General features: G+C 65.4%; 12 protein-coding genes and 1 riboswitch. Of the genes, 1 reads left to right on the top strand and 11 read right to left on the bottom strand.

Annotation, left to right across the window (positions count from 1 at the left end):
• The first annotated feature begins 23 nt into the window (after nt 1–23).
• Nucleotides 24–3044 carry an ATP-binding protein gene (locus M6689_RS15370; protein WP_298273372.1) on the top strand — a complete coding sequence of 1007 codons (3021 nt, stop codon included), beginning with the start codon at nt 24–26 and terminating at the stop codon, nt 3042–3044.
• Between the two features lie 13 nt (nt 3045–3057).
• Here the strand turns inward: M6689_RS15370 and M6689_RS15375 are convergent, their stop codons facing one another.
• The 11 genes from M6689_RS15375 to M6689_RS15425 all read right to left on the bottom strand — a co-directional run bounded on the left by M6689_RS15375 (nt 3058) and on the right by M6689_RS15425 (nt 14030).
• Nucleotides 3058–3876: a HesA/MoeB/ThiF family protein gene (locus M6689_RS15375; protein WP_298273373.1), complete on the bottom strand. Its 819-nt coding sequence runs from the start codon at nt 3874–3876 to the stop codon at nt 3058–3060.
• A gap of 1 nt (nt 3877) precedes the next feature.
• Complete coding sequence (locus M6689_RS15380) at nt 3878–4102, bottom strand: MoaD/ThiS family protein (protein WP_298273374.1); 225 nt, start codon at nt 4100–4102, stop codon at nt 3878–3880.
• Nucleotides 4103–4106: 4 nt separating this feature from the next.
• The gene (locus tag M6689_RS15385; protein ID WP_298273375.1) at nt 4107–4712 is read right to left on the bottom strand and encodes a hypothetical protein; all 606 of its coding nucleotides are present in this window, start codon (nt 4710–4712) and stop codon (nt 4107–4109) included.
• Between the two features lie 11 nt (nt 4713–4723).
• Nucleotides 4724–4942 (bottom strand): hypothetical protein, encoded by a 219-nt coding sequence (locus M6689_RS15390; RefSeq protein WP_298273376.1) that lies wholly within the window; start codon nt 4940–4942, stop codon nt 4724–4726.
• A gap of 108 nt (nt 4943–5050) precedes the next feature.
• Nucleotides 5051–6787: an aldehyde ferredoxin oxidoreductase family protein gene (locus M6689_RS15395; protein ID WP_298273377.1), complete on the bottom strand. Its 1737-nt coding sequence runs from the start codon at nt 6785–6787 to the stop codon at nt 5051–5053.
• A gap of 38 nt (nt 6788–6825) precedes the next feature.
• Nucleotides 6826–6947: riboswitch (molybdenum cofactor riboswitch) on the bottom strand.
• A 124-nt stretch (nt 6948–7071) separates the two neighbouring features.
• A complete protein-coding gene (mftF, locus tag M6689_RS15400) occupies nt 7072–8502 on the bottom strand; it encodes a mycofactocin biosynthesis glycosyltransferase MftF (protein WP_298273378.1) in 1431 nt (476 codons plus the stop codon).
• A complete protein-coding gene (locus tag M6689_RS15405) occupies nt 8499–9380 on the bottom strand; it encodes an electron transfer flavoprotein subunit beta (RefSeq protein WP_298273379.1) in 882 nt (293 codons plus the stop codon). Before M6689_RS15405 ends, mftF begins: the two co-directional genes overlap by 4 nt.
• A gap of 114 nt (nt 9381–9494) precedes the next feature.
• A complete protein-coding gene (locus M6689_RS15410) occupies nt 9495–9773 on the bottom strand; it encodes a 4Fe-4S dicluster domain-containing protein (protein WP_298273380.1) in 279 nt (92 codons plus the stop codon).
• Complete coding sequence (locus M6689_RS15415) at nt 9770–11068, bottom strand: FAD-dependent oxidoreductase (RefSeq protein ID WP_298273381.1); 1299 nt, start codon at nt 11066–11068, stop codon at nt 9770–9772. Before M6689_RS15415 ends, M6689_RS15410 begins: the two co-directional genes overlap by 4 nt.
• The gene (locus M6689_RS15420; RefSeq protein WP_298273382.1) at nt 11065–12069 is read right to left on the bottom strand and encodes an electron transfer flavoprotein subunit alpha/FixB family protein; all 1005 of its coding nucleotides are present in this window, start codon (nt 12067–12069) and stop codon (nt 11065–11067) included. The genes M6689_RS15415 and M6689_RS15420 overlap by 4 nt, the downstream gene beginning before the upstream one ends.
• The gene (locus M6689_RS15425; protein WP_298273383.1) at nt 12069–14030 is read right to left on the bottom strand and encodes a mycofactocin system FadH/OYE family oxidoreductase 2; all 1962 of its coding nucleotides are present in this window, start codon (nt 14028–14030) and stop codon (nt 12069–12071) included. Before M6689_RS15425 ends, M6689_RS15420 begins: the two co-directional genes overlap by 1 nt.
• Between the last annotated feature and the right edge of the window lie 3 nt (nt 14031–14033).

Consider the following 14033-nt stretch of genomic DNA (forward strand, 5'->3'; position numbering starts at 1 on the left):
AAGTCGTCGGGAGAACCCCTTGAGTGCCTGAACTTGCCGTTGCAGATTTCAAGCGCAGGATCCGCCTGTTTGTTGCCTTCCTGCTGGCAGCCGTCATCGCCGTTACGGTCTGGAGCCTCGCCACCGAATATCGGAACATCATCGCCGCCGCCGAAAGGCAGACCGCCGGATACGCGCAGGCGCTCAGCGAGCATACCGAGAGCGCTTTTGCCGAATCCGACCGGATCGTCAAGGACGTGATCCAGCGGGTCAGGATGCGGGGTGGCGTTGATCGATTCAGCAAACGGGAGCTGTTCGACCTCCTGCGAGCGCAGGGAGGAGATTCACCCCAGATAGGATCCCTGTTCATGGCCGGCAGGGACGGGGACATGTTCATCAATTCCCTCGAATTTCCCCCAAAGAAGATCAACGTAGCCGACCGCACTTATTTCCGTCATTACCTTTCCACCCCGGGCGCGGATCTGTACATAAGCAGACCGGTCATGAGCCGCCTGGTCAACCGCTGGCGCTTCAATCTGATCAGGCCGCTCAACGGGCCGAACGCCGAATTTGGCGGACTGTTGGTCGTTGCCTTCGAGGTCGAGTATTTCAAGAGGTTCTTCAGCGCCTCAAGCCTCGGCCCCCGCGGGAGGGTCATCCTGGTCCGCACCGACGGCGCGCCCCTGGTCTACGAGCCCTATGTCAGGGGCGCGTATCAAGCCGATTTGCGCAACTCGCAACTGTTCCGGAAGTGGTTACCCGCCTCGCCCTCCGGTACCTATCACACCGATAGCGATCTGCTGGATCACGCCCCCCTGATCGTTTCCTACAAACGGCTCTCCCGGTTTCCGGTAGTGGCGGTGGTTTCGCTGCACCGCGACGACATCCTCAGGCCGTGGACCCGGAAGGCGACCCTCCATGGCGCCGTAACGCTCGGTCTCTGCCTGGTCATCATCCTGTTGTCGCGACTCATGTTCCGTCATCTGGACAGGCTGGAAGGAGCACAAAAAGGCCTGCGCGAGCAGCAGGAGCTGTTAAGGATCAAAGCGGCCCAGATCGATGCGGCCAACGATGCCATCCTGCAGGTCGATTTTGCGGGGAACCTGGTCCATTTCAACCGGGCCCTCTGCCGGATGACCGGTTACGGTCCGGATGAACTGTCAGGCAAGGGGCTCAACGACATCAAGACCCCGGAGTCAGCGGCCCAGACTGGCAGCAACATCGAGCGGATCAGGGAGCAGGGCGAAGCGACCTTCGAGACTTCCTTCCTGGCCAGGAACGGACGCGTGATTTCGGTAGAGGCCCACGCCCGCACGATGGAGAACGACGGGATACCGTTTATTCTCAGCATCGCCCGGGACGTCAGCGAGCGGAAAAGGAGCGAGCTGCGCGAGCGGACCCGTCTGTCGATCCTTGAGGAGATGGCGACGGGTGGCGACCTGAAGGACGTCCTCGCCCACATCGTCACCTTCGTCGAGCAGCAGAGGCCCGAAGCCCTCTGTTCCGTGCTGCTCGCCGACGACTCCGGAAGCCGCCTCCACCACGGAGCCGCGCCTAGCCTGCCGGACGCCTACAATCGGGCTGTGGACGGGCTGCGCATCGCCGAGGGAATGGGGTCGTGCGGGACGGCGGCCCACCGGCGCCAGCGGGTGATCGTCGCAGACATCGTCGGCCATCCGTTCTGGAAAGGATTCAGTCCCGCCCCGGAGGCGGGACTGCGGGCCTGCTGGTCTCAGCCGATTCTTTCTTCCGATGACGAGCTTCTGGGTACCTTTGCCATCTACTATCGCGTGCCGCGGTCACCGGACGAAGAAGAGATCGGCCTGCTGGAGTCGGCAGCCCATCTGGCGAGCATCGCCATCGGACGGGTGCGCGGGGAGCAGCGGCGCAGACACCTGGAAGACCAGCTCCGCCATATGCAGAGGATCGAGGCCATCGGCCAGATGGCGGGGGGGATAGCCCACGACTTCAACAACCTGCTCACCCCGATCCTCGCCTTTGCGGACCTGATCTGCCGGGACCTTCCGCAAGACGCCCCCCAGAGCAAGATGGCGGAAAGCATCCTGAGGGCCGCTCACAAGGCCAAGGACCTCACCCAGAAACTCCTCTCCTTCGGCCGTCGGCAGATGCTGCACACCCAGCCGCTGGATCTGAACGAGGTGATTCACTCTTTCCACGATATCCTGAGGCGCACCATCCGGGAGAATATCGATATCCGGATGGGCCTGGCACCGGGGGGTGCCGCCATCCTGGCAGACCGGGGGCAGATCGAACAGATACTCCTCAACCTGGCCGTCAACGCCCAGGATGCGATAGAGGGGAACGGCAGCATTTCCATCGAAACCGGTCACGTGCTCCTGGATGACGAATGTGTCCGGCTGCACCCCGGCATGAGATCGGGGCCCCATGTCCTGCTGGCCTTTGCCGACAACGGCTGCGGCATGGACGACGAGACCTTGTCGCACATCTTCGAGCCGTTTTTCACCACCAAGCAGGTGGGGCGCGGCACCGGACTGGGACTGGCAACGGTCTATGGCGTGGTCAAGCAGCACGAGGGGTATATCGCCGTCGACAGCCATGTCGGAAGGGGGACAACTTTTACGATCTACCTCCCGGCAAAAGCCAACCCGATACCCTCGTCAAACCCGGAGCCGGCCCAACGCGACCTCCAGGCGGAGCAGACGGGCAGCCGCGGCATGGTTCTCGTCGTTGAGGACAACAAAATGGTGCGTGATCTGGTGGTCGAATTGCTCGAAACGTCGGGTTACGGGGTCCTGGCGGCCGAGACTCCGGCTGAGGCGTATGAGATGGCGCAGGTTCATCCCGATATCATCGATCTGCTGGTTACCGATGTCGTGATGCCGGGGATGAACGGTCAGGAGCTGTACGAGCGGCTGCTGGAAATGAAGTCCCGTCTCCCGGTGCTCTTCATCTCGGGCTATACCAGCGATGTGAATGTCCACAGCGGCAGTCTGGAGGAGGGGGTGAATTTCCTCCAGAAGCCCTTCACCTGTGAGCAGTTCATCGAGAGAGTCCGCCAGACGCTGGCGGAAGCATGGTTGTAACGCACCCGACGGTTCAGAGGGCTATTTCTTCGGTCTCCATGTCAAGGAGATTGATGGTGAGTTTTCGGCTGCTGAGCCTTGTCCCCAGGGCAAGGAGCACCTTGCAGACTTCGGCCACCTCCATGCTCGCCACCACGGCGGGGGTGAACGACGGGTTGCCGAGCTGCTTCTCGACCCCCCGTCCGTCCCGGAGGTCGGCATAGAGCCTCTGCAGGGTCTTCTGGCCGGGGAGCTGGGTGAACACCTGGCCGTACCACCCCCCGATGGCCCCGTGCACGAGGGGTAATCCCATGGCGTCGCAGACCTCCGCCAGCTCCAGGCGCGCGGCGATGGAGTCGAGGGCGTCCACTGCCACCCGGGAGCCGTGGAGGAGCTCCCGGCCGGTGTCCGTCGTGAGCATCTCCTGGCGCGGGATCAGGGTAACGGCGGGATTGATCTCCTCGATCCGTGCCGCCGCCGCTTCCACCTTCGACGCGCCGAGGAGGCGCGGCGACGAGTAGAGCTGGCGGTTCAGGTTGTGCTCCACGAAGATGTCCGGGTCGATGGCGACGATGGTGCCGACCCCCAGACGCGCCAGCTCCTCGATGACGTACCCCCCCAGTCCGCCGCACCCCACGACGGCGACCCGGCTCCGGAAAAGCCGAAGCTGCTGGGCCGTGGTGAGCATGGCGCGGTTTCGCTGGTAGCGGGCCGGCAGAAGCTCCAGCCGCAGTATCGCCTCTTCGGCCTCGGCAATGGTGAGCCCGTAGCGCCTGGCCGCCTCCACCTGGCATTCCCACGGGACCAGATCCGCCTCGGCGTGTTCCTGGATGAAGTCGACGAATAACGGCATCCTAGCCTCCTCCGAGAAGAGGGAAGAGGGAGAGGGTGTCACCCTCCCCCAGCCGGTGATCGAGCTTTACGTGGCGGCTGTTTACCAGCATGATCCCCAGCTCCTTTTCGGAGAGGTTCAGCTCCCTCACCACATCCCCCACCGTAGTCCCCTCGGGGTAGGTGCGTGTTTCGATATCGAAGCGGCCGGTACGAAACGTTGCGAACAGTTTCACGGTTATGTTCATGATGTCACCTGAAGTTGACGGTGAGGCGCACGGTCCCTTCCCGGCAGAACGGCTCTGCCCGGAGGCGCCCCGCGCTCACCTGCATATTGTCGAGGATGCCCCCGTCGCACGACTTCCAGAACGATTCATCCCGCTCCCGGAAAAACGAGGCCAGGTCGTCGCAGCTCACCAGGATTCCCCGTCCGAGAAATGCCGGTCCCAGTTCCGGAAGGAGGATGTTGAAGAGCTTTACCCGCACCGTGCCGATCCGGTCGACGGCGTCGGCCGGGGTCTCGTGGTAGGTCATGGCGCCGCGCATGGCGGCCAGATGCCCGCCACGGCGCATGGTGGCGCCGACCAGCCCCGGCATGGCACCCGAGAGGGCGATGGTCGCCCCGTCCCTCACCACCGCCGTCTCCACGTTGTCGGTCGCCTTTGCGTTCAGGAAGATGGTGGTGATTCTCGTGGCGACGTAGTCTGGGGAGATGTCCCACTGGCGGCAGAGAAGGCGCTGGAGCGTGCACCCCACGTGGGCCGTGACGAAAAAGCCCTGCTGCAGGATCGGAAAGAAGTCGCCGATCAGTGAGGAGGGAAGCGTCAGGGTGAGGCGGGTCTGCCGCGTGGCGTTCATCCCTTCCTCCGTCATGGGTCGTGGGGGAGGTGGATCAGGTTGCAGCCGCGACACTTGCCGTAGCGCGCCGGAAGGTAGACGGCATTGACCGTGAGGCATTTCCTGCACTGCCAGAAGCCGAACCCCGTCACCTCCCGCCCGGCAAGCCGGCTGTAGAACCAGCGGTAGTAAGCGTCCCAGTCGAACTCCCGGGGTTGCGAGGCCTTCTCCACCAGTTGCTCCAGCAGCATGCGCCACCCCCTCCGGTTTGAAAAGGGCGGGGCAAAAGCCCCGCCAATATCAGTGAACTCTCAAGGCGTTCAGATTTGCGTCAGATCGGCGCAAATATGGACGCCGCCCTACCAGTTGAACAGCTGGTCCATCTCCTCATCCGGCACCGAAAACACCTGGTTGTGGGGGGCGATCGGCTCGGTGTAGAAGAAGCGCGGCAGCCGGTCGTGGGCCTTGGTGAAGCCGGCCCGGGCGTTGAAGTCGCGCTCGGCGGAGAGCACCTTCTTGCCCAGCGCCACCACGTCGTCGCCGGTCATGGTGATGCCGTAGAAGGCGCCGAGCATGTCGAGGAGCGCCTGGAAGGTCTCGGGCTGGTCCATGATGGCAAAGGCGATGAAGAGGCACATGCCGGTGGAGTCGATGGCCGCCGTGGCGATCTGCAGGTTGCGCGACAGCTCCACCTGCCCCTCGGTCTTGAGCGGGTCCACGTCGCCGCCGACCTTGAGGATGTTGGTGGCGATGGCGTAGCCGGCGGTGTGGTCGGCCCCCTGGGTGGTGGTGGCGTAGGTGACGCCGATCCCCTGGATGGGGCGCGGGTCGTAGGCCGGCATCGCCTGCCCCTTGACCACCGGTACCTTCTCCACGCCGAAGACCTTGCCGGTGATCTCGGCGCCGCAGCCCAGCACGCGCCCCAGCGGGGTCCCCTTGCCGACCTCGTCCAGCAGCCTGATGGCCCCCTCGCGGTCGCCGAAGGGGATGAGGCCGGCATCCATGGCGACGCCGATGGTCACCCCCATCTCGATGGTGTCGAGGCCGATGTTGTCGTCCATGAAGTCGAGCCGGGCCACGGTGTCCAGGTCGTCGATGCCGCAGTTGCCGCCGTGGGACCAGACCGTCTCGTACTCCGGCTGCTTGGTGATGTAGTGGCCGTCCTTGTCGTTGTAGATCCCCGAGCACTGGATGACGCAGCCGCGGTGGCAGCCGTGGGTGGCGCTCCCCCCCCGCTTGATCTCCAGCTCCGCCTGGGCCTCGCCGCTGAGCTTGGCGGCGCCGGCGAACTGCCCCTGCTTGAAGTTGTAGGTCGGATATCCCCCGGCCTCGTTGAGGACGTTGGTGAGAACGTTGGTGCCGTAGGCGGGGAGACCCTCCCCGGTGACCGGGTGCTTGCGGAGCCCTTCCACGAACTTCCGGTTGGCGTCGCGGAATTTCTCGGGATCCTTCGGCGCCCGCATCTTCATCCCGGCATCGTCGAGGATGATCGCCTTCACCCGCTTGGAGCCCATGACCGCCCCGACGCCCCCCCGTCCGCAGTGGCGGGTGGGGCGCAGTTCCGGATCGGTGCAGGCGATGGAGGCCGCCAGGAGCTGACGCTCGCCCCCCGAGCCGATGGTGATGTAGGCGACCTTGTCGCCGTACTCCTGGCGCAGCTTCTCCACCAGGGGATAGTTGTCCATGAGTTTCAGGCTGTTATCCACCTCAATCTTTATGCCGTCCTTGTTGATGATGATCTTGTAGAGGTCGTCACCCTCCGGCTTCCCCTCCAGGATGACGGCGGCGTAGCCGATCCGCGCCATCACCTGGGCCGCCTGCCCGCCGGCGTTGGACTCTTTGATGGTGCCGGTAAGCGGGCTCTTGCAGCCGACCGAGAGCCGCCCGGTCATGGAGCCGGTGGTGCCGGAGAGCATCCCCGGGGCGATGACCAGCTTGTTTTCATTGCCGAGGGGGTGGCAGAGGGGATGCACTTCCCTGGCGATCAGGAGCGAGGTGAGTGCCCTGCCGCCAAGGCCGGCGTACTCGCCTACTTCCTCGAAGGTGACGGTGGGGCCTCCCGCAGCACCCATGTTGATACGTGCAATCCTGTCCATTCTTTTACTCCTTTCCCTTTTCCTGAATTGTTGTGGCTTCCGGCCACGGTAATTCTCCTTTCCAAAGGGAGGCCTTGCCGTTTCCAGCAAAACCCGGTGGCCTGACGCCATGGGATTTGGGTATCCCTGCAGGAAGGCAGGCTCGGAGAAAGCGTTTTATTTAGTTGTCGATTGCACTCTGACAATCTCTTTCAGATTTTTAACAATGCGGTAAATACAATACATAAAACCTGCGAAAATACAAACCGCTGTTTTGTATTATATCGTGTTTCCTCGCCCGGTCTTTACCCCGCCACCTCCATCTGCCGGAGAATGACCACCCGGTAGGAGGCGAAGCATCTTCGGCTGAGGCACCCCCAGAACGCGCCGGCGCCGTAGGCGACCTGCTCCAGGAAGTAGATGAGCGCAAAGGGTGCGAAGGAAAGCTGCGGTTTCTTCACTGCGTGGTCCACCTTGGCCGCGCAGAGGAGGGCGCCGAGGGGGAGCAGCCAGAAGTGGGGGACCAGCAACGCCACGGCAACAAGGGGAATCGAGTAGTAGCGCACCAGGTGGTAGCAGAGGTAGTAGACGAGGCTCCCGAGGGCGCGGAGCCGGCCGCAGAGGAGCGCGCCCAGCCCCATGGGGAGATTGCGGCGGGCGAGCCTGAACCTCACGGCCGTCGCGTCTGCCACGAGAATCCCCGCCGCCGCCGGGAGCGTCCACCAGCCGGTGAAGGGGGCCAGGGCGCAGAGGGCCAGCAGCAGGGCCAGCAGCGGCGGGATGACCATCCGCTTGCGCCGGTGGGGGTGGAGGATCTGGAGCATCCCCTCGGAGGTGCCGTAGTCGAAGCGGCGGGACATGAACGAGCGCAGGGTGCTGCGGTGCTCGTGGTAGACCCTGCCCGCCGGCAGATAGGCGATGGTCCACCCCTCGTCCCGCAGCCGCCAGGTCAGGTCCACGTCCTCCCCCACGTGCATCGCGTCGTCGAAGCCGTCCGCGCTCCGGAACGCGCTGCGGCGGACCAGGAGGTTGCAGCTGGGGAGGTAGAAGGTGTCATCTCCGCCGCTCCCCGAGCGCTCCCGGGAGCCGAGGGAGAGGCTCGACATGACCGCCTCGTAGCGGTCCACGGCGGATTCGGTGCACATGCCGTCCACCAGCCCCCCCACGGCCGCCGTCCGGGGCTCGGCGAACGCCGGGACCAGCTCCGCCAGCCACTCCTTCGAGGCGGTGCAGTCGGAATCGATGAAGGCGAGGATGTCGCCCCGGGCCGCAGAGGCCCCCACGTTGCGGGCCGCGGCAGGTCCCCGTCCCGTACCGCCCGAAGGGACAACCTGCGCGCCGTACCCTCTGGCAACCGCCGCGGAGCCGTCGCTGCTCCCGTCGTCCACCACGATCACCTGGAGGAGCTCCCGCGGGTAGGTCAGTCCATCCAGGGACGCGAGACAGCGTCCGAGTTCCTCCGCCCGGTCCTTCACCGGGATGACGATACTGACGGCGGGAAGCTCCTTCTGTTCTTCGCCGCTGCGCAGCCGCTCCATGAACCCCTTTGCCGCCAGCTGCTCCAGCACGGCGGCCTCCGCCGGTGTGACGGGGGAGATTGCCACTTCCCTCGCACGTCTGACGAGCTTCATCAGCGAAGCGTTCAGGCGCACGACGCAGAGGGGAGCCTTTGCTACGAGGAACTGTTCCCCACCGCGTTCCACCAGCTCCACATGCTGCGCCAGGCGATAGTTCATTGCGCCAGCCCCTCCTCGCGGAAGATCTCCCAGAGCTTCGCCGCCGTTTCCTCGGCGCCGAGATGATGGGTTTTCCCCTCCCGGGCCTTGATCCCTCCCGAGAGAAGAGAGAGGATTCGCTCGAAGGCGGGAAGCATCGGGTCCGGGGTTACCACCCGCACCGGATCGGGGCGGGGGAGGCCGAATTCGGCCGTCGCGAGCCGGGCACCGATGGCCCCCACCTCCCGGAAGGGAAGCCCCAGGTCCGCCAGTTCCCATTCCTCGATGGGGGCGGTGAGGGAGCGGGTGACCGCCTCGATGGAGGGGTAACGTGGTATCTGACCCTCGTCGAAGAGGACCGTGCATGGGTATGGCGCCTCCACCTTCTGGCGGGCCCCCCGGTCCGACTTGCGCAGCGCCTCGACCCCCTGCTGCTTCAGGGTGAGCGACACGGCGGCGGTGATGCACGGGATGCCGGCGGTGGCGGCAGCCAGGGCCGGCACCGGATCATCCCCCCGGTCCTGCATCCGGTGGCCGGTGAAGATGAGGGTAGGGGAGAGGATGGCCACGATGCGGGAGAGGGAACGGGCATCGGCCACGGCGTCCCCCCCTTCCACCCCGTGGTCCCAGAAGCGGATCCCCCGGTCCGCTCCCAGGGAGAAGGCGAGGCGCAGGGTGTCGTCGAGACGCCCGGGACCCACCGCCAGCGCCGTCACGGTGGCGCCTAGGGAATCCTTGAACCGCAGGGCCTCCTCCAGGGCGACGAGGTCGGCCGGATTCGGCACGCGTCGCAGCCCCCGGTCGCTGATGCCGGCTCCCCGCGTCGTTACCCGGGCGGGGGGGCGGGGGTCGTTGATCTCCCGGAGGAGGACGAGGATGTGAAGATTTTTGTAGGGCATGGTTTGCTCCACTTTTGGTTGTCGAAGTCCCCCTTTGAAAAAGGGGGATTTAGGGGGATTTGGCGTCGGTAAAATCCCCCCCAGCCCCCCTTTGTCAAAGGGGGGAGCGAGAGTCTAAGTCATCCGATACGCCACCCCGAACCCTCCCCGGGGGTAGCGCCAGCGGGTGAAGGCGTTGCGGTGGCAGACCACGTAGCAGGTGCCGCATTCGAGACAGCCGTCATGGACGAAGGTCATCTTCTGCTCCTCCTCCGACCAGGTGTAGCAGCGGGCGGGGCAGGAGTTGGTGCAGCCGCGGTTGTCGCACCCCACGCAGACCTGGGTGTCGAGGACGATGTGGGGCTCCCGGTCGATGGTGAAGCTCGTATAGTCGAAGATCTCGTCGATGTTCATAGTGCTCTCCATGCGCTGAAGGCGTCGGCCGCCAGGTTCTTCAGTCCCACCTTCTCCTTGGCCGTCTTCAGGAACAGCTTGGACAGGTTTTCCTTGGGGGCCCCATCGATCCGGTAGATGTACTCCATCATGCCGCAGACCAGTTCCGGGTACTCGTTGTAGATCCGGTCGTTATGGAGCATGTGGGGCGCCTTGCGGTAGAGCTTCAGGTCCTTGATGACGTAGCTGTCGTCCAGGAGCTGGCGGTACGCCTGGAGCCCGCGCCGGCTGAAGTCCCCCGCCTGGTGGGCGGCGACGACCGCCCGGCCCGCCAGGACACCGGAGTGGGAGGCGAGGTTGATCCCCTCCAGGTTGAGGCCGGTGGCGTTGCAGAGCGCCGCCGCGTCGCCGGCGACGATGATGCCGTCTCCCACCAGCTCGGGGATCATGTTGTAGCCCCCTTCGGGAATGACGTGGGCCGAGTACTCCTGCAGCCTCCCTCCCCGGATCATCTTGTCCACCTGGGGCTGCTCCATGAAGGCGTTCAGGAGATCATAGGGGGTCTTGCCGCTGGTCCGCAGGCTTCCCAGGTGGAAGACGAGGCCGATGGAGAGGGAGTCGTAGTTGGTGTAGAGGAACCCGCCGCCGCGGACCCCGCCGGTGCAGCCGACGAACTCGTTGGCGAAACCCTGGTCGCGCACCAGCCCGAAGCGGTCGTCGATCATCTCCCGGGGCATGTCGATGAGGGCCTTGACCCCCACCGCCATCTGGCCCGGGTCGAAGGTGGGCTGGCGGAGCCCCGCCTTTTTGGCGGTGAAGGAGAGGACGCCGTCGGCGGCCACCACCACCGGTGCGGAGAGCTCCCCTTTCCGGTCGAGGATGGTGACGCCGGCCATCCGGCCGTTGCGGATCACCAGTTCATCCACCGTGGCGCGGGTGATGAGGGTGGCGCCGGCCTTGACCGCCTCTTCCGCCAGCCAGCGGTCGAAGCGGGGGCGGAAGATGGTGTAGCCGTTGTAGGGGGGACGGTCGAAGTTCCCGGCCTCGATGGTGGTGGAGAAGCTGGAGTCGCCGGTCATGAAGGTGACCCCCTTCTTGACGATGTGGCGCTCCAGGGGGGCCCGCTCCCAGAAATCGGGGAAGACCTCTTCCAGGGAGGGGAGCCGGTGGAGGACGCCACCGAACATGTTCTTCTCGCCGGGGAACGCTCCCCGTTCCACCAGAGCCACCTTCAGGCCGGCACGGGCCATGGTGAGGGCGGCGGAGGAGCCGGCCGGTCCGGCCCCGACAACTATCGCATCGTATGCTTTGCTCACGGTGTACCTCCGACGGCCGCTTTGGCCCGATCGAGAAGGCGCGGCAGCACCTCCTTCAGGTCAGCCACGAACCCCTCGTCGGAGTTGGCGAAAATGGGAGCCTTTGCGTCGCTGTTGATGGAGACGATCCGACGGGAATCCTTGATCCCCCCCACGTGGTGCATGGAGCCGGAGATGCCGAGCGCCAGGTAGAGGCGGGGGGTGACGGTGCGGCCGGTCTGCCCCACCATCCGCTCGAATCCGGTCCACCCCAGGTCGTAGACCGGCCGGGTGACGCCGAAGGAGACGTTCAGGAGCCGGCAGAGCTCCGCGAGCTGGTTGAAGGTAGCCTGGTCGCACCCCTTGCCGGCGCTGAAGATCACCTCGGCCTCCATGAGGTCGACGGTCTGGGGGTCGGGGGGGATCCGCTCGCTCACCCGGGCCGTGGCCCCTTCGGGCTGCGTCACGGGGTGCCAGACCGTGAGGTTCGGTGTGGCGGGCTTGACCGTCGGCATCAGCACCTGGCTAAGGTTGCGGACCGGCACGGTGATCACCAGGGGACGGGAGCCGTCCCACACCTTCGTCTCGTCCACCCGGACCCCGAGGGCATGGCGGGAGAGCCGCAAGTTCTCGCCGTCGCGCCGGACGGAGACCACCTCGGTCAGAAGCGCCCCGTTGAGGGCGGCGGCGATCACCGGCGCCAGGGTCGATCCCAGGTCGTTGTGGGGAAGGACCGTGACCGAGGCGCGCTCGTCGGCGGCCAGCCGGGCAAGGGTCTTCCCCAGGTGGGCAGGGGTGTCGAGGAGGAGCTCTCCGCCGGAGACGACGGTGACGGACGGTACGCCGTAGGCGGCAAGGGAGGTCAGCGGCCCGGCCCCCGGCTCCAGCAGGGTGGCGGTCCCCCAGCGGGCGTCGAGGATGCCGGCCAGGCGGCCACCGTAGGAGAGGAGCCCCCGGCCGGTCTCGTCCAGCTCGCCGCCGGGGAGATCGACAAAAACGAGGATCTTTCCGTTGGCGTCCATCAGATCTCCCTCCCTATCCGGTGTCCCTCCCAGATGGCCATGTCCACCTTGCGGGGTGCCACGCAGTCGCCGATCCGGTAAAGCTCTTCAACCTTCCCCTTGAGGGAGAAGTAAAGGGAGTCGTCCACCCTCTGGCCCATGGCCAGCACGACGGTGTCGAAGGGGCCCCACTCGTCCCACTGGTTGGAGTAGACGTTGAATCCCTTGACGGTCTTGGCGCCGCTCTCGCCGGCAACCTCCATCACGGCGATGTCGGGGGTGAAGGTGACCCCCTTCTGCAGGAGCCGCTGGCGGGTGAGATACAGGTCCTGGGTGGGACCCAGCTCGGCGCCCACAAAGAGGCTCGACGTGATTACGTGGACCGTCTTACCCTGGTTGGCAAGGAACTCGGCGGTGGCGCTGGCCCGGTGATGGCCGTCGTAGTCGATGAGGCAGACCTTGTCGCCCATCTGCGCCCCGCCGTCCAGGACCTGCCAGACGTTGTACACCGACGGCCCGTCGGCCCCGCCCACCGGCTGCTCCTTGGGGCGGCTCCCGGTGGCGACGATCACCACGTCGGGCTTTTCGGCCAGCACCTGCTCCGCCGTCACCTCCGTGCCGAGCTTCACCTTCACGCCGGCCTTGTCCACCTGGTCCTTCTCGTTGCGGATGATGACGCCGAACTCGTCGCGCCCCGCACCCTTCATCGCGGTCCTTACCTGCCCTCCGAGGGTCTCGTTGCGGTCGTAGAGGGTGACGCTGTGGCCGCGCCGGCCGGCCATCTTGGCGGCCCACATGCCGCCCGGTCCGCCGCCGACGACGGTCACCTTCTTTCTGGTGTTCGCCTTGGTCAGGGTTCCTTCGCCCCATTCCTTCTCCCGGCCGATTGCCGGGTTCTGGACGCAGCCGAGGGTCTTGTTCATGCCGATCCGGCCGATGCACCCCTGGTTGCAGGCGATGCAGTACCGGATGTCGTCCATCCTCCCTTCCCTGGCCTTCTTGGGGAGGAACGGGTCGCAGATGAGCCCGCGGCACATGCCGATCATGTCGGCCTGGCCATTGGCCAGCACCTTTTCGGCCATGACCGGGTCGTTGATCCGGCCGGTGCAGAAGACCGGGATTTTCACCCGTTCCCGGACGCCGGCGGCGAGCGGAATGGTGTAGCCCAGCGGGGTGTGCATGGAGCCTTCCACCAGGTAGAGGTTGTAGAAGGTGGCGATGGAGAGGTCCATGAAGTCGATGAGGCCGCTAGCCTCGAAGCGGGCGCAGATCTCCTGCACCTGGCCCAGGTCGAGGCCGCCGGGGATCATCTCGTCGGCGCACATCCGGATGCCGAGGGTGAAGTCGTTCCCCATCGCCTTGCGCACCGCACTGATGAACTTGAGCGGCGCCCGCATCCGGTTCTCCAGGCTCCCGCCGTACTCGTCGCTGCGGAAGTTGGTCAGCGGGGAGAGGAACTGGCGGGCCAGGCTGGAGTGGCCGAACTGCAGCTCGATCCCGTCGAAACCACCCTCGCGGACGTGGATGGCGCACTTGGCGAAGTAGCTGGCAACCTCGTCGATATCCTCCGGCTCCATCTCCTTCGGGGTCTCCCGGAAGAGGACGTCGGGCATGGGGGAGGGGGCCCAGACCGGCAGCCGCGAGATGGAGCCGTCTCCCTGCTGGCCGTTATGGTTCAGCTGGGCGAAGATCTTCCCGTCGAACTGGTGGACATAGTCGGTGATCTTCTTGAAGCCGGGAATCACCTCGGGGTGGTAGACGTCGATCAGCTTTTCGTAGGCCATGTCGGTGGGGTGGACGCTCATCTCCTCGGTGATGATGAGGCCTGCCCCCCCCTTGGCCCGCTCGCCCCAGTAGTACATCTGGCGCTCGCTGGGAAGGTTGCCCACCGCCAGGTTGGTCAGGTGCGGCTGGAAGGAAATCCGGTTCTTCACTTCAACCGTCCCCAGTTTCAGGGGCGAGAACAGGTTTGGGAACATCATGAT

This window comes from Geobacter sp., assembly GCF_027327745.1.
Classification (GTDB): Bacteria; Desulfobacterota; Desulfuromonadia; order Geobacterales; family Geobacteraceae; genus Geobacter.